4 protein-coding genes are annotated in these 23,007 nt (G+C 67.4%); all 4 read right to left on the minus strand.

Translation table 11 applies throughout. From position 1 onward, the window contains the following. Nucleotides 1-12: 12 nt before the first annotated feature. Nucleotides 13-2,523 (minus strand): TonB-dependent siderophore receptor, encoded by a 2,511-nt coding sequence (locus tag LK03_RS02855; protein WP_038410979.1) that lies wholly within the window; start codon nt 2,521-2,523, stop codon nt 13-15. 461 nt (nt 2,524-2,984) lie between these two features. Further along, nucleotides 2,985-6,137 (minus strand): non-ribosomal peptide synthetase, encoded by a 3,153-nt coding sequence (locus LK03_RS02860; protein ID WP_038410980.1) that lies wholly within the window; start codon nt 6,135-6,137, stop codon nt 2,985-2,987. Continuing rightward, nucleotides 6,134-16,396, minus strand: coding sequence for an amino acid adenylation domain-containing protein (locus tag LK03_RS02865; RefSeq protein ID WP_430962067.1), 10,263 nt, complete (start codon nt 16,394-16,396; stop codon nt 6,134-6,136). Before LK03_RS02865 ends, LK03_RS02860 begins: the two co-directional genes overlap by 4 nt. Next, complete coding sequence (locus LK03_RS02870; RefSeq protein WP_049870416.1) at nt 16,350-22,922, minus strand: non-ribosomal peptide synthetase; 6,573 nt, start codon at nt 22,920-22,922, stop codon at nt 16,350-16,352. Before LK03_RS02870 ends, LK03_RS02865 begins: the two co-directional genes overlap by 47 nt. Nucleotides 22,923-23,007: the final 85 nt, after the last annotated feature.

Consider the following 23,007-nt stretch of genomic DNA (forward strand, 5'->3'; position numbering starts at 1 on the left):
GCAGGGAAAGATTCAGTCCCAGACGCCGCGCACGCTCAGCATGAAGTTGCGTGGTTCGCCGAAGTAGTTGGCGTAGGCGGTGTGGGTCAAGGTTTCGTAGTACTTGCGGTCGAACAGGTTGTTGGCATTGAAGGCCACCGTCCAGTGCGAATCGAGCTTGTACTCCACCATGGCATCCCAGGTCGAATAGCCGCCCTGACTCAACCTTACTGGCGTTTCCTTGGTGATTTCGCCGAGGTCGTTGTACTCGTAATCGATCATGTTGACGTAGTAGCCGCTTTGCGCCGTGACACCACCGCCGACTTTCCAGTCCGACAGCTGGCCTGGCAGCACATAGGTGCTCCACAGTTTTGCCTGGTGCTTGGGCGTGACGCTGCTGAATACGGCACTGGTGGAGCGGTCCTGATTGCGGTTGAAGGTGTAACCCGCCATCAACTCCCAGCCCGGCATGAGCTCGCCGCTGGCCTCGAGGTCGACGCCTTTGCTGACCACCTTGCCGCGCGACAGGTAGCAGCAACTGCCTCCATACAGAACCGACTCGGCCGGGTAGCGGGGGTCGAGCACGGCCTGATTCTCGCGTTCGGAATAGAACAGCGCCGCGGTGACATTCAGCGCACCATCGAGCAATTCGCCCTTCAACCCGGTCTCGTAGGTCTTGCCGACCATGGGCTCGAGTGACGAACCTGGCAGCGGCCCGGCCTGATACATGGGCTGAGGATTGAAGATTTCCGAATAGCTGGCGTAGGCCGACCATTCATTGCTCAGGTCAAATACCAGTCCGCCAAACGGAACCACTTTGGTCGGCTGACGAAAGTCGACGATGTTCGAGTCGACCCACGGTCCGTCCTTGGGGACTTTCATTGCGTAGGTCTGCTCGAACGAGTAGCGCGTGGCACGCGCGCCGACGATCAGCTTGAGCGGGTCAGCCAGTTGCAGGCGCAGGGTGGAATAAACGCCGTACTGCTTTTGCTTGTTGGGCTTGTAGTCGCGCCAGAAATCCTTGTTGATGGTGTTCTTCAACCACGGCTGTTCATAGGGCGTTCCCAGCCCCGCGTTACCGTCGGCAGCGCGCCAGCGGCTGTTGATCGCCTGCCCGTCGGCACCGAACAGCAACTCATGCTCGCGCCCCAGAAACTCGAAATGGCCGGACAGGTTCATGTCCACCACCGTCTGATCGCTGGTGGCGCGCTGGTAACTGCCGTACCACTGCGGGCCGGTATTCCCGACGCGTTCGCCATAGATGAACGCGCCTTGGCTCTCCACCGAGTCGAACACATGGGTCAGCGTGGTGTTGAGCTTCCAGTTGTCGTTGAAGTAGTGATCGAGCTTGACGAAGACCTCGTTGGAGGCATGGTCGGAGTAGGACCAGTCGGTGGTCGGCCAATAGCTGCGGCTGTAGTTGGGCTTGCCGCCGTACCGGTAGAACGGCAGACCATCACCGGTCCCGGTCTCCTTGGTCTTGTCCAGTCGACCGCCCAGGGTGAGCATGGTATCCGGGCTCAGGTCCGCTTCCAGGACCCCGTAGATGGAGGGGTTCTCGGTGCCACGGTTGTCCATGAAGTACTTGCGGTCGGTGTAGCTGGCGGCCAGACGACCGCGCAGCGCGCCATCGAAGCCCAGGGGACCTGTGACATCCACCTGCGAACGGTAGTTGTCCCAACTGCCGGCCGAGGCGTCGAACTTGAGCTGATAAGTGTCCAGGGGCCGCTTGCGCACCAGGTTGATGATGCCGCCTGGGTCGCCCACGCCTCCGAACAGACCCGCCGAACCGCGCAGCACTTCAACGTGGTCGAACTCGGTCATGTTGTACAGGTGGTTGGAGTAGCCGCCGTTGGAATCGAGGCTGGCCGCACCATCGATCTGAATGTTCTTCATCTCGAAACCGCGCGAGTAGTACTTGGGCGTGCGGTAGTTGAGGCTTTTCACCGTCACACCCGGAGTAGCCCGCATGGCCTGGCCGAGGCTGGTGATCTGCCGATCCTTGAGGGCCTGGGCGGTGATCACCGAAACCGACTGGGGGGTTTCACGAATCGACATCGGCGTTTTCGAACCGACACTGGTCAGCCCGGCCTTGTAGGAACCAGAGTTTTCCGTGGCCTCACCCATGCCCTGCCCGGAAATGCTGGTCGCACCCAGCTCGATGGCGCCACCGGCGCTGGCGCCGAGGTTGGCGCCAGCCGGGGTGATGATCACCGTGCCGTTGTCGATACGGTACGACAGGCCAGCATCGCGCAGGATCAGGTCGAGGGCACGGGTCGGCTCCATCGCCCCGGACACCGCCGGAGCGCGCTTGCCGCTGACCAGCCCCGGCTCGAACAGCATCTGCAGTCCGGTCTGCTGGGCCAGTTGGGTCAGCGCATCGCTCAACGGCGCCGAAGGAATGTTCACCTCGGCCACTTCAGCCTGCGCCACGCTGACCATGCCCAAGGCCAGCCCGAGCACCACCGCCGATGCCGACGCGCGCCAGCGGGCGCGGCCGCAGATGCCAAGGCTGCGGGTGAGCCTCGCCTGTTCCGATTTCATTTCCTGATCCACTCCGTACGTGTTGTGTTGGTCTATCGCCGACTCTCAGGCCAGCTGACGGACGTCTGGCAATCCCTTGCAAACCGGCCTCCCGGCACAGGCCGACCGTGCGGTCGCACTTGTACGCTGACTAGACGAGAGGTGGGTAGACGAAATTAGGAATTTTTCACAAACGTTGTGCTAAGCGATCAACACGCAGGTCGTGCCGTTGTGCATTACCGATAGAACACTGTTCACTCGAGCGTGCAGAGCCTCAGGGCAGCCCACCGCGGCGAGGCTGTTCCTGCGGGCAGCGCACTTTTGCTGGAGCAAGCAGTCCGCATCTGAACAGATCGGTATTGGGCCACCTTGCTGGCCCTTCGTGGCTAACGGCTGCAACGCGCTGTTAGTCACACACTGACCAACCCAGGCGACCAACATCCCCACGCAGAACGCGTCGGCCGCCCATCAGTCCCAGCCCCTCACCCCAACGACTGCGCCTTCTCCAGCAAGCGCGCCTTCTCTTCCGGGCTCATCGCCTCCAGGCGCAGGCGGGCGGTGGCGAGTTTTTCCAGTTGGCCGGGGGCGGCCTCCTGCAGGCGCAGGGCCTGGGCCAAGGCGGCGGGGCTGGGGTTGTCGAAGACTACGCCGGGGTGCACGTCGCAGTGCAGCAACTTGCGGATGCCGGCCACCAGCTTGATCACCAGCAGCGAGTGGCCGCCGGCGGCGAAGAAGTCCTGCTCGACGCTCAGCCGCTCGCTGCCGAGCAGCTGCGCCATGCGCCCGGCGAGGAGGTTCTCCAGGGCGTCGCGCGGGGCCACGTAGGGCTGCTGCGCAGCGCCCAGATCCAGGCTGGCGAGGGCCTTGCGGTCGATCTTGCCGTTGCCCAGACGCGGCATCTGCGCCAGCACGTGCACCTGACGCGGCACCATCACCGCGGGCAGGCGCTGCTGCAACTGCCCCTTGAGCGACTCGGCACCATCCGCCGGTGCGGTGCCCAGCGCGGTGACGAAGGCCAGCGGTTCGTGCTGCGCATCGAGCACCACTGCCGCTTCGCTGACGCCTGCGAGCGCCGCCAGTTGCGCTTCGATTTCTGCAAGTTCTACGCGGAAGCCGCGCAGTTTGACCTGCTGGTCGGCGCGCCCGTACAGCACGATGCCGCCTTCGGGGCGGTAACGCGCCAGGTCGCCGCTGCGGTAGAGGCGCTGGCCGGGCAGCCACGGGTGCTCGATGAAGGCCTGCGCCTGGGCGTCGGGGGCGTTGAGGTAGCCGCGCGCCAGCTGCGCGCCGCCGATGTACAGCTCGCCCAACTCGCCGCTGGCGACCAGGCGCCGCTGGGCGTCGAGCACCAGCAATTGGTTGTTGGCCAGCACGTGGCTGAGCGGCAGTGCAGCGGCGTCGAGGTCGTCGAGGGTGACGCGGTGCACGGCCACGCCGACGGTGCTTTCGCTCGGGCCGTAGTGGTTGAACAGGCGCAGCTCGGGGCGCTGATGCAGCAGGCGTTCAGCCAAGGCAGGCGGCAGTGCTTCGCCGCCCAGCACCAGGGTGGCGGGCAGCGCTGGTGCCGGCGTGTCGAGCAAGGCGGCCAGGTGCGAGGGCACGATTTTCAGGCAGTCGATGGCCTGCTCGCGGATGAACCCGGCGAAGGCCTGGGCGTCTTGCACCGTGGCGTCGTCGGCCAGGTGCAAGGTGGCGCCGTGGTACAGCGCGCCGAACAGGCTGGTGTGACCCAGGTCGGCCACCACACTGGCGCTGAAGGCGAAATGCCGGCAACTGGCCAGGTCGAGGGCGGCACTGGCGGCGGCAACGTAGTTGAACAGCGCGCCGTGCTCGACGGCCACCGCCTTCGGAGTGCCGGTGGAGCCGGAGGTGAACAGCACGTAGGCAAGATCGCTGGCGTTGAGTGCGGGCTGCTCGGGCAAGATGGCTGGGGCGTGGCTGAAATCCAGCCCGGCCAGGTGCAACTGGGTGATCTCATGTTCCTGCGGCTGCTCGCTGACCAGCAGCGCAGCGCCGGCCTGCTCCAGCAGCAACGCCTGGCGCGCAACAGGCCACTGCGGATCGAGGGCCAGCCAGGCCGCGCCAAGACGCCAGCTCGCCAGCGCTGCCACCAGCCAGTGCGCCGAGCGCGGCAGCGCCAGGGCCACGCGCTGGCCGCGTACCACACCGTGGGCGGCCATGTGCGCAGCGAGGGTCTGCACCTGCTGCTCCAGTTCGGCATAGCTCAGGGTCTGCGCGGCGCTGACCAGCGCAGTGGCATCGGGGGTCGATTCAGCCCAGTCGCGAATGCGCTCGGCCAGGTTCAGGCGAGTATCGAGGGCAGCGCTGGGCGGGTTGAGCGCCAGCAAGCGGCTGCGCTCGACATCGCCCAGCAGCGGCAGGTCGCCGGCGGCAGTGGCCGGTGCCGCGACGATGCCGCGCAGCAGCACCTGGTATTGCGCCAGCAGCCCGGCCATGGCGGCGGCGCTGTAGTGCTGGCTGAGGTAGGTGAGGCTCAGGGCCTGCACGGCACCGGCAGCGTCCAGTCCCACCTGCAAGGCCAGCTCGATTCCCGGCTCCAGGCCGGCAGACACCTGCGCGGTCCACTGCGCGCCACGCACTTCATCGAACGCAGGCAGACGGCGCACGGCAAAACTGTGGCTGGGCGGTGTGGCGCGACTGCTGCCTGGGCAGTACTCCTGCCAGGTGCGGTGTGTGTCGAGTACTGCGGCCAGCTGCGCCAGGCATTGATCGAACGGGCGTTGCAGGTCCAGCGGCAGGTGCAGCGGCAGGGTTTTCTCGAACAGGCCCAAGGTCTGCTCGAAGAAGCCGTAATCATGCCGCCCATCGTGGCGCCAGCCAGCGATCAGCGCCGAGCGGCCACTCAGGCGCGCCAGCAACAGCCACCAGGCCGCTTGTAGCACGCTGTCGGCGCTGACGCCCTGGGCACCGGCCAAGGCTTCGACGGCCTGGCGCAGCTCAGTGGGGACGGCGGCCTGCACCTGGGCCACACCGTTCACCGCTGCGTGCACGCCGCTGCGTCGGTACGGCAGCTGTGGCAGCGAGACCGCGGGATTGCCCAGGTGCGCCTGCCAGTACTGCGCGGCCTGGCCTGCGTCTTCGTCGAGCACCACCTCGGCGCGCCATTGCAGGTACTGGTCGAACTGACCCAGCTCGTCATCGGCACCCGCCGGCCCCTGGCGATAGGCATCGAGCAACTGCTCGGCCAGTACGCCAAGGCTGCCGGCATCGAGCAGCGCCTTGGGTAGCGCCAGGGTCAGTTGCCAGTCGCCGCTCCCCAGCCGCTGCAACCGGGCCGCGATGCGCGCACTCTGGGCCGCTTGCGCCACCCAGGCGGCAATGTCCTCGGCTGACGTGCCGTCATTCACGCTCAGCGGCACCTGCGGCGCACGCGCAGCGGGGAACTGGCGCTGGCCGTGGTAGCCGGGCACGGCGGCAATGGCGCTGGTCAGCACTTGCTGGCGCAGCGCCAAGTCATTCAACGCGGCGTGCAGGACCGGCTGATCCAGCTCGCCGGCGATGTCGATGCGCAGCAGGTGCAGGCCATCAGCGCCGTGGGCCGGGTCGCTCCAGTGCTGTTGCTCGGCCAGCAGGGCCAGGCCGGCGCCACGGTGTTGCAGATCGATGTCACTCATGCGTCAGCCTCTTGAGTCAGCGGCGCGGCGCTGGGCGCCTGTGCCAGGGTTTGGCGCTCGACCATCTCGCCCATCGCCACGACGATCTTGCGTGGCCCCTCGAAGGGGTCGCGGGCGTGGGCGGCGAGCATGTTGTCGAGCAGGATCACATCGCCCTTGCGCCAGTCGAAACGCACCGCGCAGGCTTCGTACAGTTCACCGATGAGGGTCATGGTGGCGTCGTCGATCGGCGTGCCGTCACCGTAGTAGACGTGGCGCGGCATGCGCTCGGCGCCGAACAGCGCCAGCAGGTCGTCGCGCACATCGGCGTCCAGGCAATGGATGTGGTGCAGTTGCACCTGGTTGAAGAAGGTCTTCTCGCCGGTCACCGGATGGCGAATGATCGCCGGGCACGGTGTGCGGATCTGCAGTTCGTCGTGGTCGAACCAGGTCCACTGGATGCCGGCGGCGCGGCAGCGGGCCTCGACTTCGGCGCGCTCGTCGGTCTTGAAGAAGTGCTGCCACGACACGTCGAGGTTGCTGGCGAAGGTGCGCACATACAGCAGGCCCTTGCGCTCGAAGGTGTCACGCACCGCTTCCGGCAGGCGCTGGTACATCAGTCGGCAGTCCACCACCGGTGTAGCGCCACCGACCGGCGAGGGCTGCTCGCAGAAGAACAGCTGCTTGCGTGGCCAGGTGTCCTGGTGCGAGCTCTCGTTGTGGAACAGGATCATCTTGTTCTCGGGGTACGGCGTCGAGCGGTAGGTGTTCTTGCCGCCCTCCTTCTTCGGCAGGTCGCCGTAGTTGCCGTACAGCCCCGGTTGCACCGCCTCGGCGAAGGCCTCGAAGGCATGGATGTCGTGCATGGCGAAGCCGCGGAACAGCAAGCCGGCGTGGCGCGAGAGCTTTTCTTCCATCCAGGCGCGGTTGTCCTGCACCCAGGCCACCAGGTCCAGGCCCGGGTCGTTGGGTTCGATCAGCAAGGGGAACACCTGCGGCGCCGCCAGCAACGATTCGCGCACGGCCACGGCGCTGCGCGGCTCGGCCAGCCGGGGCTTTTTCAGAAACGTGCCGAGCTTGTCCATCTTCGACCGCGCAGGCGCCGCGGCAGGGGTCGCCGCGGCAGGGGTCGAAAGGGCGACGGCGGCGGCGGTATCGGTGCTCATCTTGAGATCTCCTAGTCTGATGTCCGGCTCACGCAGCATCTGCTGCAACAGACCGATCCAGTCCGTGGCCAGGGCGCGTACGCGCTCGGCGCTGAACAGCTCGCTGGCGTACTGCCAGGTGCCGCGCAGGCCGTCACCGTCCTGGTCGAGGAACAGGGCCATGTCGAATTTCGAATAACGGCTCAGCGCCGGCAGCACCTCGACCTTCAGCGCATCGAGGCTGCTGTCGCGTACCGGCAGGTTGTTCATCACGAACAGCACCTGCACCAGCGGGTTGACCCCACGCTGGCGCGCCACACCGGCGGCCTCGACGATCATGTCGAAGGGCAGGTCCTGGTGTTCGAAGGCGGCCAGCGCGATGGCGGCAGTGGCGCTCAGGTAGTCGCGCAGCGGCTGCTCGGCGGCGTAGCGCGAGCGCAGCGGCAGGATGTTGACGAAGAAGCCGATCAAGCGCTCCAGCTCGGCGCGCGGGCGTCCGGCGACGTCGGCACCGACCAGCACGTCATCGCTGGCGCTGGCGCGGTGCAGCAGCAGTTGGAAGGCCGCCAGCAGCACGCTGTAGAGGGTGGTGCCGGCCTGCCCGGCGAGCGCCTGCAGGCCAGTCACCAGGGCGGCATCGAGGTGTACGGGCAAATCCGCCCCGGCGCCGCTTGCCCGCGCACTGCGTGGCTGATCGCTGGGCAGTCTGAGTAACCCCGAGTTGCCGGCCAGCGCCTGGCGCCAGTAATCGCCCTGTGCCGCCAGCACGCCCTGCTGCTGCATCGCCAGCTGCCAACGGGCGTAGTCGCTGTACTGCACCGGCAACGGTTCGAGACGCGCCGGCTGGCCGTCGCGCAGCAGGCCATAGAGCTCGACCAGTTCATTGACCAGCAGCGACATCGACCAGCCATCGGAGATGATGTGGTGCATGGCGTACAGCACCACGTGTTCGCGCGCCCCCAGGCGCAGCACCCGGCCACGCAACAGCGGCGCCAGCAGCAGGCTGATCGGCGTGCTGGCGTTGTCCAGCACCGCTTCAGCCACCGCCGATTCCTGCTCGGCGCGGCTCAGGCCGGTGAGGTCGTGCAGCGGCAACTCGACGCTGACCACGGCGTGCACCACCGCCTGCGGATCGCCTTCGTCGTCGGCGATGTAGGCTGTGCGCAGTACGTCGTGGCGACGCATCACCTCGGCCAGTGCTTCGCGCAACAACGGCACCTGCAATTCACCGTGCAGACGCAGCGCCAATGGCATGCCGTAGGCGCCGCTGGCGCCGGACAGTTGCTCGACCACCCACAGCCGCCGCTGCGCCAGCGACAGCAGCGCACCGGCCTCGGCACCTGCGGCGCTCAGTTGCGGCAGCGGCGCCTGTACCTCAGCGCTGCGTGCCTGCAACTGCGCAGCGAAGTCTTCCAGGCGCGGGTGCTGGAACAGGTCGCGCAGGCTCACCGGCTGCGACAACTGCGTCTGCAGCCGGGCGATCACCTGGGTCGCCAGCAGCGAGTGGCCGCCCAGTTCGAAGAACTGATCGTCCAGGCCCACCTCAGGCACCTCAAGCACCTCCTGCCAGACCTCGGCCAGCTGGCATTGCAAGGGGCTGTGCGGCGCGCGCCGCGTGGCCGACTGCACCTCGGGCTGGGGAGCCGGCAGGGCCTTGCGCTCGAGCTTGCCGTTGGGTGTCAGCGGCAGCGCCGGCAGCCAGACGATGAAGGCCGGCACCATGTAACCCGGCAACTGCTCGGCCAGACGCGCCTTGAGCGTCGCGCCAAGGTCCGCCTGCTGCGCCGCCTCGGCATCCACACCCTGGGCTGCCAGGTAGGCCACCAGTTGCACACCGCCTTGCAGTTCGCAGGCCAGCACGGCGGCCTCGCGCACTTCAGGCAAGGCCAGCAGGCGCGCCTCGATTTCGCCCAGCTCGACGCGGAAGCCGCGAATCTTGACCTGATGATCGACCCGGCCGAGGTACTCCAGCACGCCGTCGGCGCGGTAACGGGTCAGGTCGCTGGTGCGGTACAGGCGCTCGCCAGGTGTGCCGAACGGGTTGGGCACGAAACGCTCGGCAGTCAACCCCGGCCGGCCCAGATAGCCCCGGGTCAGGCCCGCGCCCGACAGGTACAACTCGGCGCCGACACCCAGTGGCGCCGGTTGCAGGTCGTCGCCCAGCAGGTAGCTGCCGGTGCCCGGCAATGGCCGGCCGATGCTCGCCGTGCCGCCGGCTTTACGCACGCTCCAGGTGGAATAAGTGGTGTCTTCCGAAGGGCCGTAGAGGTCGTTGACCTGTTCTACCCCCGGCAGTTGATAGAGGTCATCGACCAGCGCCTGCTTCAGCGTCTCGCCGGCCAGGTTGATGATGCGCACACTGGCTGGCACCTGGCCTGCGCGCAGCAGCGCGGCCAGGGCCGACGGCACGCTGTTGATCAAGCGCACACGGTCGCGGGCAGGCAGCTCTGGCAGCGCCAGGGCGTTACGCGCCAGCACCAAAAAGCCGCCGCTGGCCAGGGTGATGAAGATTTCCCAGACGGACAGATCGAAGCACACCGAGGTCGCGGCCAGCACGCCTTGCAGGTCATCGCGACTGAACGTGCGCTGCGACCAGTCGAGCAGCGCCTGGACGTTGCGGTGGGTGATGGCCACGCCCTTGGGCAGGCCGGTGGAGCCGGAGGTGTAGATGACATAGGCCAGGTTGTCCGGGCTGACCGTGGTGTGCGGGGCGCTGGCCGGATACTCGGCCAGCCAGTGCTGACCCGGCTGGATGTCGAGCACCTGCAGCGAGGCTTCCAGCGTCAGTCCGGCGCGCACCGTCGCCTGGCTGATCAGCACCTGGGCGCGGCTGTCGGCAAGCATGTAGGCCAGGCGCTCTGCCGGGTAATCGGGGTCGAGCGGCACATAGGCGCCGCCAGCCTTGAGCACGCCAAGCAAGGCCACCAGCAGGTCGCTCGAACGTGGCAAGGCCACTGCCACACGCACTTCCGGGCCAACGCCCATGCCGACCAGGCGCTGCGCCAGGCGGTTGGCGCGTTGCTCCAGGGCTGCGTAGCTCAGTTGGTGGTCGCCGTCGATCACTGCCAGGTGCTCAGGCTGTTCGCTGGCGCGCTCGGCGATATGGCTGTGGATGCAGCGCGCCGCCACCGAAGGCCTGGCCTCGGCGTTCCATTCAAGCAGCATGCGCTGGCGTTCGTTGGCGCTGAGCAGGCTCAGTTCGCCCAAAGCTTGCGGCTGCTGCACTAAGCCTCCGAGCAGTTGCAGCAGATGCATGGCAATCGCCTCGACCTGCGCGGCGCTGAACTGCTCGGCGTGGTACTGGAAGTGCAGGCTGATGCCCGCCTCTACGCCCACCAGCAGGGTCAGCGGCAGGCTGGTCTGCTCTTGCGTACTCACCGCGCCGAAGCGCAGGCCGGCGCCGGCGCCTTGTTGCAGGGCCTCGGCCACCGGGTAGTTCTCGAACACCAGCAAGGTATCGAACAGCCCTTCACCGCCCTGCCCGGCCCAGCGCTGGATGTCGAACAACGGCGTGTGCTCGTGCTCGCGCAGCCCCAGGTTGTAGGCCTGCACGTCGGCCAGGAACGCTGCCGGGTGCTGCTCGCCCTTGGGGCTGACGATCACCGGCAAGGTGTTGATGAACAGCCCCACTTGGGTCTCGATACCCGGCAGCGGCGCCGAGCGTCCGGCCACGGTGGCGCCGAAGGCCACCGTGGATTGCCCGGTGTAGCGCTGCAAGAGCAAGGCCCACGCCGCCTGCATAACGGTGTTGAGGGTGACGCTGTGCTGCCGGGCGAAGGCGTTGAGCCGTTCGCAGGCGGCAGCGTCCAGTTCCCGCAGATGCTGCCCATGGGCATGCTCGGCAGCGCCTGGGGACGGCAAAGCGGCCGCCAGCCGGGTCGGCGCATCCAGCGTTTGCAGGTGTTCGCGCCAGAACTGCTCGGTGGCCTGGGCATCACGCCCGGCCAGCCAGACGATGTAGTCGCGGTAGCGCCCAAGCGGCGCTGGCACTGCGACGCCGTGGTAGCGCTGCAACACTTCGCTGAGCAACTGTGCGTTGCTCCAGCCGTCGAGCAGCAGGTGATGGCAGGTGAACAGCAGCTGGTAGCGCTCATCGCCCAGGCGCAGCAGGCGCAGGTCGAGCAGCGGCGCGCGGCGCAGGTCGAAGCCTTGCAGGCGCAAGCGCTCGCTCAACGCCGCCAGCGCATCAGCCTGGTCTGGGCGATTGCGCCAATCATCCACGGCGAACGGCAGCGCGCAGTGGCGCTGCACCACTTGCAGCGGCCGTTCGCCTTCGATGAAGGCGCTGCGCAGGCTGTCGTGGGTATCAAGCGCCGCCTGCCAGGCGCCGCGCAGACGCTCGAGGTCAAGGCCATCGACCGCCACCGACAGTTGGTTGATGTAGGCGCCGTCGCCCGGCTGGTACAGGCTGTGGAACAGCATGCCCTGCTGCATCGGTGACAGCGGGTAAAGGTCTTGCACCTGGCGTGGATCGAGCTGCAAGCGGTCGAGGGCGGCCTGGTCGAGGCCGGCCAGCGGCACGTCCGAGGGGGTCAGGCTGCCGCTGCCGGCAGCGCAGCAATGTTCGATGAGTTCGCCCAGCGCCTGCTCGTAGGCGCTCGCTAGACGCTGCACGGTACTGTCCTCGAACATCTGCGCGCTGTACTGCCAGTCCACCAGCAGCTCACCGCCGTACACCTGGCCATTGAGGGTCAGCCAGTTGCCCAACGGCGCATCGGCGGCCTGCTCCTGGCCACGCGGCTCGCTGGCCGGAACGAACAGCGCATCGTCGCCGGCGAAGCTGCCATCGAGTTGGCCGAGGTAGTTGAAGGTGATGCGTGGCAACGGCTGCGCAGCCAGTGCCGCACGGGTCTTGGGGCTGCCCAGGTAACGCAGGGCGGCATAGCCGACGCCGTTGTCCGGCACGCTGCGCAGGTGCTCCTTGACCTGCCGCAGTGAGTCGCCCAGCTCGGCGGCCACGGGCAACCTGAGCGGATAGAAACTGGTGAACCAGCCAACACTGCGGGTCAGGTCGAGCTCGGCGCCCAGTGGCTCGCGGCCATGGCCTTCGAGCAGCACGGCCACTTCGTCGCAGCCGCTCCAGTCGCCGATGACCCGCGCCAGGGCGGTCAGCAGCAGGTCGTTGACCTGGCTGCGATAGGCCGCAGGCGCCTGTTGCAGCAGGCGGTGGGTCTGCTCGGCGGACAGCCGCGTCTGCACGCTGCGCGCGTCGCGGTTGCACAGGCGTGCGCCAGAACGGGCCTCAGGCAGATCGAGGTCCAGCGCCTGGGCCTGCCAGTAGGCCAATTGCTGCTCCAGGCGCGGCGACTGCGCCGCGGCCTGCAAATGCTCGGCCCAGGCCTTGAGCGAATGGGTCTTGGCCGGCAGCGCTTGCTGGTGATAGGCCGCGTGCAGGTCTTCAAGCAGCACCCGCCACGACACCCCGTCAACCGCCAGGTGGTGAATCACCAGCAGCAAGCGCTGGCTGCCATCGGCGCGGCTGGCCAGCAGCGCGCGAAGCAGAGGTCCGTGGGCCAGATCGAGGCTGCGCTGGGCGCGCTCGGCAGCGTCGTTGAGGGCTGAATCATCGGCCACCGCCTCCTGCCACAGCAGCGCCGCAGGCTCGGCCTCCAGCGCGGCGAAGTGGCCGCGCCCGGCGTTGAAACGCAGGCGCAAGGCATCGTGCTGGCGCAGCAGCGCCTGCAACGCGCGCTCCAGTGCCGTGGCCTCGATTGGCTGACGCGGGGTCAGCAGCAGCGACTGGTTCCACTGCTGCGGGCTGGCCTGGATCGTCTCGAAGAACCAGTGCTGGAACGGCAGCAACGGCGTGTCGCCGCTGAGCGGGCGCTGGTCGATCTGCACGCTGGGCGCAGCGCTCACCGCAACCGCCGCCAGGGCCTGTACGGTCTGGTGCTGGAACAGGTCCTTGGGGCTGAAGTTCAGGCCGGCCTGGCGCGCGCGGCTGACCACCTGAATCGACAGAATCGAATCGCCACCGAGCTCGAAGAAGTTGTCGCTGCGGCCCACCTGCGGGCGTTTGAGTACGGTTTGCCAGATTGCCGCCAGGCACTCCTCTCGCTCACCACGCGGCGCCTCGTAGTGCGCCTGCACGGCGCTGGCCTGAGGACGCGGCAGGGCCTTGCGCTCGAGTTTTCCGTTGGGGCTGAGCGGCATGCGCTCGATGAACAGCAACTGGCTGGGCACCATGTAGTCCGGCAGCGCCTGACGCAGCGGTTCACGCAGCGCCTCGCGCAATGCCGGCTGGGCCTCTGGTTGCCACTGGCGGGGCACCACGTAGCCGACCAGCACGCCATCGAGCGCCAGCACCACCGCTTCACGCACGGCGTGCTGCTCCATCAGCCGCGCCTCGATTTCCCCTAGCTCGATGCGCAGGCCGCGAATTTTCACCTGGTGGTCGATGCGCCCGCGGTACTCGATCACGCCATCGGCGCGCTGGCTGGCCAGATCGCCGGTGCGGTATAGGCGCTGGCCGGCACCGAACGGGCTGGTGACGAAACGCTCGGCAGTCAGTGCCGGGCGCCGGTGATACCCGCGCGCCAGGCCTTCGCCGCCCAGGTACAGCTCACCGACCACACCGGCTGGCACGGCCTGCAACTGAGCGTCGAGCACATAGGTTTGCAGGTTGGCGATGGGCTGGCCGATGGGCACGGCGTCGCGGCCTTCGTCGCGGCAAGTCCAGTGGGTGACGTCGATGGCCGCTTCGGTCGGGCCGTAGAGGTTGTACAGCGCGGTCCAGGGCAGGCGCGCCAGCACCTGTTCCTGGGCATCCACCGGCAGCGCCTCGCCGCTACAGACGATGCGCCGCAGGCTGGTGCAACGGCCAACCTGCTCGTCGAGCAGAAACATCTGCAGCATCGACGGCACGAAGTGCAAGGTGCTCACCTGGTACGCCTCGATCAGCTCGATCAAGCGCCGTGGGTCACGGTGATCGCCCGGCCCGGCCACGGCCAGGCAGGCGCCGCTGAGCAGTGGCCAGAAGAATTCCCATACCGAGACATCGAAGCTGAACGGGGTTTTCTGCAACACCACCTCGCCGGCTTGCAGGCGGTAGGCCTCCTGCATCCAGCACAGGCGGTTGGTCAGCGCGCGGTGGCGGTTGCCGGCGCCCTTGGGCTTGCCGGTGGAGCCTGAGGTGTAGATGACGTAGGCCAGTTGCTCGGGGTCGACCGCGACGTTCAGCGCGGCGCCTGAAAGCTCATCCAGTTCCAGAGTATCGAGTGCCAGGCAGGTGACGCCGGCCGGACACGGCAGGCGCAGGTGCGACTGACTCACCAGCAGCGCGATGCCGCTGTCGTCGATCATGTAGGCCAGGCGTTCTTCGGGGTATTCCGGGTCGAGCGGCACGTAGGCGCCGCCGGCCTTGAGGATTGCCAGCAGGCCGACCACCATCTCCACACTGCGCTCGGCAGCGATGCCCACCACCACTTCGGCACCGACGCCAAGGCTGACCAGGTGCCGGGCCAGGCGATTGGCGCGCTGGTCGAGTTCGGCGTAGCTCAGGGTCTGCCCGGCAAAGCGCAGCGCCGGCGCCTCGGGGCTGGCCTGCACCTGACGCTCGATGAGCTGCTGCACCGGGGTGTCCAGCGGGTAGCGGTCGCTGGCGGTGGCATTCCACTGCTCGACGATCAGCGCGCGCTGCGCGGCATCGAGTAACGGCAGTTCAGCGACGCGAGCAGCGGGGGCGGCGACGATGCCCTGCAACAGGTTCAGCCAGTGCCGGGCCATGGCCTCGATGCGCGCGTGCTCAAACAGGTCGCTGGCGTAGATCAGCGCAGCGTGTAGCGTGCTGCCGTCGTCCTGGGTTTCCAGGGTCAGGTCGAGCTGTGCGGTGGCGGCGTCCCACTGCAACGGCTCGACGCGCAGCCCCGGCAGCTGCAACGCCGCCGCCTGCTGCACGCCGTCCTGGTGGTTGTGCATGGCTTGGAACAGCGGATTGTGGCTGAGGCTGCGGGTCACGCCCAGGGCCTCGACCAAGTGTTCGAAGGGCAGATCCTGATGCGCCTGGGCCTCACGCACCTGCTGGCTGACCCGCTGCAACAGGGTGCTGAACGGCTCGTCGTCCTGCACCTGGGCGGCCAGCACCTGGGTGTTGACGAACAGGCCGATCAAACGCTCGGTTTCCAGCCGCGTGCGGTTGGCCACCGGCACACCGACGCGCACCAGGGCTTGGCCGCTGTAACGGTGCAACAAGGTGTGGAACGAGGCCAGCAGCAGCACGAACAGGCTGACACCCTCGGCCCGCGCGCGCTGGCGCAAGTCGCTCACCAAGGGCGCCGGCAGGCTGATCGGCACCCGCGCGCCAGCAGGACTGATGGCTGCCGGACGCGGGTGGTCGCTGGGCAGTTCCAGCACCTGTTCAGGGTCACCGAGCTGGGCCTTCCAGTAGGCCAGCTGACGCTCGCCCTCGCCCGCCGCCATCCATTGCCGCTGCCAGGCGGCGAAGTCGCTGTACTGCACCGGCAGCGCCGGCAAGGTGTGGGCCGCGCCCTGATAAGCCGCCAGCAGTTCCTCGACCATTACGCCCATCGACCAGCCGTCGGTGACGATATGCTGCAGCACCAGCACCAGCAGGTGCTGGTCGGTGCTGATCGGCGCCAGGCCCACGCGCAGCAGCGGGCCGTTGGCCAAGTCGAATGGGCGTGCGGTGAACTCGGCAACGCAGTCGCGCAGGCACTGCTCCAGCGGTGCGCTATCGCGCGCCAGGCTGAGCGTTTCGATGTGCGGCACTGCATGGGCGTCGACCACCTGGCTGACCTCACCGTGCGCCTCGACAAAGCGCGTGCGCAGGCTGGCATGGCGCGTCAGCAGCGCGGCGAAGCTGGCGTGCAGGCGCTCGACATCCAGCGCGCCGTGCAGCACCAGCGCGGTGGGAATGTGATACGCGCTGCTGCTCGGCGCCAGTTGCCAGAGGAACCACTGCCGCTGCTGGGCGAAGGACAGCGGCAACGCCTCACCGGGCGCGGCCGGGACGATGGGCAGGCGGGCGACTTCGATGCCCATGTCGTGCAGCTTGGCGAACAGCTGGCGGCGCTTGTCGGCGCCCAGCCCGCGGATGCGTTCAACCAGGTGCTGGTTGCGCGCGGCGTGTTCAGACATTGTCCATCTCCAGTTCATCGAGCACGCCGAAGATCTGATCCAGCTCGGCGTCGCGGGCCTGGGTCGATGCGTGGGGCTGCAAATAGGTGGCGAGTTCGCCGAGGCTGCGCAGGCCGTGGAAGTCGCGAATCTTCAGCTCCACGCCAAGATCGCTGCGGATGCGCGAGAGCAGCATCACCAGTTGCAGCGAGTGGCCGCCGAGGGCGAAGAAATCATCGTCGAGGCCGACCCGCTCGACGCCCAGCACGTCCTGCCAGATCACCGCCAGACGCTGCTGCAGTTCGCTGTGCGGCGCCACGTAGGCGCTTTGCAGCAGGCTGGCGTCCGGCTGCGGCAAGGCCTTGCGGTCGAGTTTGCCGTTGGTGGTCAGCGGCAGGTTTTCCAGCAGCAGCAGGTGGGCGGGCACCATGTAGTCCGGCAACGGCCCGCGCAGGCGCGCCTTGATCTGTTCGCGGGTGGCGGCCTGGGTGTCGGCATCGGCGTGCAGCAGCGCTTTATCGTTCGGCACCACGTAGGCGACCAGTTGCAGCGCCTCGCCTTCACCGTGGGTCAGCACCGCGACGCTGCCGACCTGTGGATCGGCCAGCAACTGCGCTTCGATCTCGCCCAGCTCGATGCGGAAGCCGCGGATCTTCACCTGATGGTCGATGCGGCCGATGTAGTCGATGCCGCCATCGGCGCGGTAACGGGCGAGATCACCAGAGCGGTACAGGCGCCCGCCTTGTCCATCGAACGGGTTGGGAATGAAGCGCGTGGCGCTGAGGCCGCCGCGGTTCAGATACCCCCGCGCCAGCCCGGCGCGACCGATGTACAGCTCACCGATGCAACCCTTGGCCACCGGGTTGAGGTCGGCGTCGAGCAGGTACCAGCTCAGGTCATTGATCGGGGCGCCGATGGGGCTGCTGGCTTCGGCGTCGAGGTCAGCGAGGTGCAGCGGGCGATAGCTGACGTGCACGGTGGTTTCGGTGATGCCGTACATGTTCACCAGTTGCGGCGCCTGATCGCCGAAGCGCTCGAACCACGGGCGCAGGCTTTTCACATCCAGCGCTTCGCCGCCGAAGATCACCTGGCGCAACGCATGTTCGCCAGGCTCTGCGCAGGCCACCTGCATCAGCGCCTTGAACGCTGATGGCGTCTGGTTGAGCACGGTGACCTGTTCGGCACAGATCAGCTGGTAGAACTCGCGCGGCGATCGGGTCACATCCTGCTCGACCACCAGCAGGCGGCCGCCGTGCAGCAGCGCGCCGAAGATTTCCCACACTGAGAAGTCAAAGCCGAAGGAATGGAACAGCGTCCACACGTCGCGCTCATCGAAGCCAAACCAGGCGTCGGTGGCCGCGAACAGGCGCAGCACGTTGCGATGGGTCAGCAAGGTGCCTTTGGGTTGGCCGGTGGAGCCGGAGGTGTAGATGACATAAGCGAGGTTGTCGGGGCTGACCGCCACCTGTGGGGCATCTTCGCGTTCTCCATCGCTGTCGAGGTTCAGTACCGGCAACTGCGCCGGCAGCGGCAGGCGTTCGACCACCTGCGGCTGACCAAGCAGCAGCGCCATACAGCTGTCTTCGATCATGTAGGCCAACCGCTCGTGCGGATACGCCGGGTCGAGCGGCACGTACGCCGCACCGGCCTTGAGAATCGCCAGCAGGCCGACCAGCATCTGCGGGCTGCGCTCGGCGGCCAGGCCCACCAGCACGTCGGGGCCGGCGCCCTGCTCCAGCAGTTGGTGGGCCAGTGCGTTGGCGCGGCGGTCGAGTTGCGCGTAGGTCAGTGAAGTGCCGGCAGCGGTTATGGCGATAGCCTCGGGGCGCTGCTCGGCCTGCGTGGCGATGAGTGTGTGCAGGCACTGCGGCGCCGGGTAGTCGGCGACCTGCGGGTTCCAGTCGAGCAAGGTCGCGCTGCGCTCGGCGTCATCCAGTAGCGGCAGTGCGCCGATGCGTTGCTCAGGCGCGGCGACCATACCCTGCAACAGCGTCTGCCAGTGCCGCGCCATACGCTCGATGCTGGCGGCGTCGAACAGCTCGGTGGCGTAGGTGAACAGCGCTTGCAGGCCATCGGCCGACTCGAAGGTATCGAGCATCAGGTCGAACTGCGTGCTGCTGGCGCTCAGCGCCAGCCCTTGCAGGCGCAGCTCGCCCAGCTGACGCTGCGCGGCCTGCTGCCGGGCCTCGGCCTGGTGGTTGAACAGCACCTGGAACAGTGGGTGATGGGCCTGACTGCGTTGCGGTTGCAGCGCCTCGACCAGACGTTCGAAGGGCAGGTCCTGATTAGCCTGCGCCTCGACTGCGCGCTGGCGCACCTGGCCGAGCAGCGCGCGCAGCGACATCTGCGGGTCGATGTGTGCTTGCAGCACCTGGGTGTTGACGAAGAAGCCCAGCAGGCCCTCGGTCGCCAGGTGCTGACGGTTGGCCACCGGCACGCCGACGCGCACCTGCGCCTGACCGCTGTAGCGGTGCAGCAGCACCTGCCAGGAGGCCAGCAACAGCATGAACAGCGTCGCCCCCTGCTGCTGGGCCAGTGCCCTGAGGCGCTGCACCAATGCGGCGGACAGCTCGAGTGCAAGCGTGGCGCCACGGCCGCTGGCCTGGGCCGGACGTGGGTGGTCCAGCGGCAGCTCCAGCGGCGTGTGATCGCTGCCCAGATGGCCCTGCCAGTACGCCAGTTGCCGCTCGCCCTCACCCGCCGCCAGGCGTTCGCGTTGCCACACCGCGTAGTCGGCGTACTGCACCGGCAGCGCCGGCAGATCTGGCGTGCGGCCCTGGCGCAGGGCGTCGTAGGCGTGCAGCAGTTCCTCGACCATGCGCTGCATCGACCAGGCGTCGGAGACGATGTGGTGTTGGGTCACCGCCAGCACGTGCTGCTCTGCCGATTCGCGCAGCAGCCCGACGCGCAGCAGTGGACCGTGCTCCAGGTCGAACAGCTGACTGGCCTGGGCCTGTAGCCAGGTTTCGCGCTCGGCATGGTCGGCCAGGGTTTCCACGGCGATGCGCAGCGGCGCCGGCTCGGCAATGCGCTGGACCAACTGCGCGCCCTCGTGGCGGAAGGTGGTGCGCAGGGATTCGTGACGCTGGAGCAGGCAGTTGAAGGCCTGCTCCAACGCCGTGACATCCAGCGGGCCGCTCAGCAGCAAGGCGCTGGGAATATGGTAGGCGCTGCTCTGCGGGTCGAGCTGCCAGAGGTACCACTGACGTTCCTGGGCGAACGACAACGGCAACGGCTGCTCACGGCTGACTGCACGCAGCGGCGCTTCAACGGTGGCGTCGGCGACCTCCAGGCTGGCGGCGAAGGCGCGCAAGGTGGCGTGTTCGAACAGGCCCTTGAGCGGCACCGGCCGGCCCAGCGCCTGACTCAGGCGCGAGACCACTTGCGTGGCCAGCAGCGAGTGCCCGCCCAAGGCAAAGAAATCATCCTCGGCGCCGACCTGCGGCAACTGCAGCACCTGAGCCCAAATCTGGGCGATGGTCTGTTGCAGTTGACCCTGTGGTGCGACGTAGGCGCCTTGCAGCAGGCTGGCGTCCGGCTGCGGCAAGGCCTTGCGGTCGAGCTTGCCGTTGGTGGTCAGCGGCAGGGTTTCCAGCAGCAGCAGATGGGCAGGCACCATGTAGTCCGGCAACGACCCGCGCAGGCGCGCCTTGATCTGTTCGCGGGTGGCGGCCTGGGTGTCGGCATCGGCGTGCAGCAGCGCTTTATCGTTCGGCACCACATAGGCGACCAGTTGCAGTGCTTCGCCTTCACCGTGGGTCAGCACCGCGACGCTGCCGACCTGTGGATCGGCCAGCAACTGCGCTTCGATCTCGCCCAGCTCGATACGGAAACCGCGGATTTTCACTTGGTGGTCGATACGGCCGATGTAGTCGATGCCGCCATCGGCGCGGTAACGGGCGAGGTCGCCAGAGCGGTACAGGCGCCCGCCTTGTTCATCGAATGGGTTGGGAATGAAGCGCGTGGCGCTGAGGCCGCCGCGGTTCAGATACCCCCGCGCCAACCCGGCGCGGCCGATGTACAGCTCACCGATGCAGCCCTTGGCCACCGGGTTGAGGTCGGCGTCGAGCAGGTACCAGCTGAGGTCATTGATCGGGGCGCCGATGGGGCTGCTGGCTTCGGCGTCCAGATCAGCCAGGTGCAGCGGACGGTAGCTGACGTGCACGGTGGTTTCGGTGATGCCGTACATGTTCACCAGTTGCGGCGCCTGATCGCCGAAGCGCTCGAACCACGGGCGCAGGCTTTTCACATCCAGCGCTTCGCCGCCGAAGATCACCTTGCGCAACGCGTGTTCGCCAGGCTCGGCGCAGGCCACTTGCATCAGCGCCTTGAACGCTGATGGCGTCTGGTTGAGCACGGTGACCTGTTCGGCACAGATCAGCTGGTAGAACTCGCGCGGCGAGCGGGTCACGTCCTGCTCGACCACCAGCAGCCGCCCACCATGGAGCAGCGCGCCGAAGATTTCCCATACCGAAAAATCGAAGCCGAAGGAGTGGAACAGCGTCCACACGTCGCGCTCATCGAAGCCGAACCAGGCGTCGGTGGCAGCGAACAGGCGCAGCACGTTGCGGTGGGTCAGCAAGGTGCCTTTCGGTTGGCCGGTGGAGCCGGAGGTGTAGATGACATAAGCGAGGTTGTCGGGGCTGACGGTTACCTGCGGGGCATCTGCGCGTTCGGCATCACCTTCGAGGTTGAGCACCGGCAACTGCGCCGGCAGCGGCAGGCGTTCCATCACCTGGGGCTGACCGAGCAGCAGCGCCATGCGGCTGTCTTCGATCATGTAGGCCAACCGCTCGTGCGGATACGCCGGGTCAAGCGGCACGTAGGCAGCACCGGTTTTGAGGATCGCCAGCAGGCCCACCAACATCTGCACGCTGCGCTCGGCAGCCAGACCCACCAGCACATCAGGGCCGGCGCCCTGCTCGACCAAGCGGTGAGCGAGGGCGTTGGCACGGCGGTCGAGTTGTGCGTAGGTCAGTGAGGCAGCGCCAGCGGTTATGGCGATAGCCTCGGGGCGCTGCTCGGCCTGCGCGGCGATGACTTGGTGCAGGCAGTGCTGCACGGCGTGCTCGCGCACGGCGGGGTTCCACTCGCGCACGGTCGCCAGCGCCTCGTCGGCGGCAAGCATGGGTAACTCGGCCAGGCGCTGTTCGTCACCCTCCACCAGTCCTTGCAGCAGTACAGTCCAGTGCTGGCCCATGCGCGCGATGCTCGCTGAATCGAACAGGTCTGTGGCGTAGGTCAGCGCGGCGTGCAGTTCGCCGGCTTTCTCGAAGGTGTCGAGGGTCAGGTCGAACTGCGTGGTGCTGCTCTGCCACTGCACCTGCTGCAGGCTCAACCCAGCGGGCAAGGCATAGCTGGCGATGTCGCTCACCTGCGGCTGGTGGTTGTACATGACCTGGAACAGCGGCGTGCGGCTGGCATCGCGGGGCAATTGCAGGGCTTCGACCAGTTGTTCGAAAGGCAGGTCCTGGTGGGCCTGGGCGCCGAGCACCACGGCTTTGAGGCCCTGCAGGAAGACGGCGACCGACTGCTGACTGTCGATGTGCGTGCGCAGCACCTGGGTGTTGACGAAGAAGCCGATTAGCCCTTCCACCTCGGCGCGGTTGCGGTTGGCGATGGGCGTGCCGATGCGGATGTCGTGCTGGCCACTGTAGCGCTGCAGCAGCAGGCTGAAGGCGCCGAGCAGGACCACGAACAGCGACACCTCCTGGCGCCGCGCCAGGGCGCGCAGTCGCTCGGCCAATGCAGGCTCGACAGACAACGCCAGGCGCCGCCCGCGGTAGCTGGGTCGAGCCGGGCGTGGGCGATCGCTGGGCAGCTCCAGCGCTGGGTGCTCGCTGCCCAGTTGCGTCAGCCAGTAGTCGAGCTGGCGCTGGCGTTCGCCGGCCTCCAGCCAGCGGCGCTGCCACAGGGCGTAGTCGCGGTACTGGATCGGCAGCGCCGGCCACTCGGGCTGGCGGCCGCAAAGCAACGCGCTGTAGGCGCGGATGAACTCGTCGATCAGCACCGCCAGCGACCAGCCGTCGGCGACGATGTGGTGCAGGGTCAGCAGCAGCACATGTTCGTCATCGCCCAGGTGCAGCAGGCGAATGCGCAGTAGCGGCCCAGTCAGCAGGTCGAACGGCTGCACGGCCATGGCTTCGGCCTGCGCCACGACCTGCCGTTCACGCTCAGCGTCATGCAGATGCGCCAGTGACTGCTGCTGCACGCTTACCGGCGCCTGCAACGCCACCTGCTGCACTCGGCCGTCGGCCTCGCGGCGGAACACCGTGCGCAGGGTTTCGTGGCGCTCGACCAGAGCAGCGAAGGCCTGCTCGAGCACGGCGACATTCAGCGCGCCCTTGAGGCGCACCGCTGCCGGCAGGTTGTAGGCGCCGCTGTCCGGCTCCAGCTCCCAGAGGAACCACATGCGCTGCTGGGCGTACGACAGATCATGCCGATCACTCGCCTCGACCCCTGCCGGAATCGGCAGTTGCTGGAAGCTGACCCCTTCCTTTTCCAGCATCGCGAGAAAGGCACGGCGCTTGTCCAGAGGCAGGCCGATGAAGCGGCCGGCGAGCGTGAGGGATTGATCAGCGTTCATGTCGAGGCATCCGGTTGCAGAGGCGGGAGACGCGCGGACGCGTCGTCCCTATAGAACGAACCGGTGCAGGAAAAATTAGCAGCGA

The sequence above is a fragment of the Pseudomonas cremoricolorata genome (assembly GCF_000759535.1).
GTDB classification, from domain to species: domain Bacteria; phylum Pseudomonadota; class Gammaproteobacteria; order Pseudomonadales; family Pseudomonadaceae; genus Aquipseudomonas; species Aquipseudomonas cremoricolorata_A.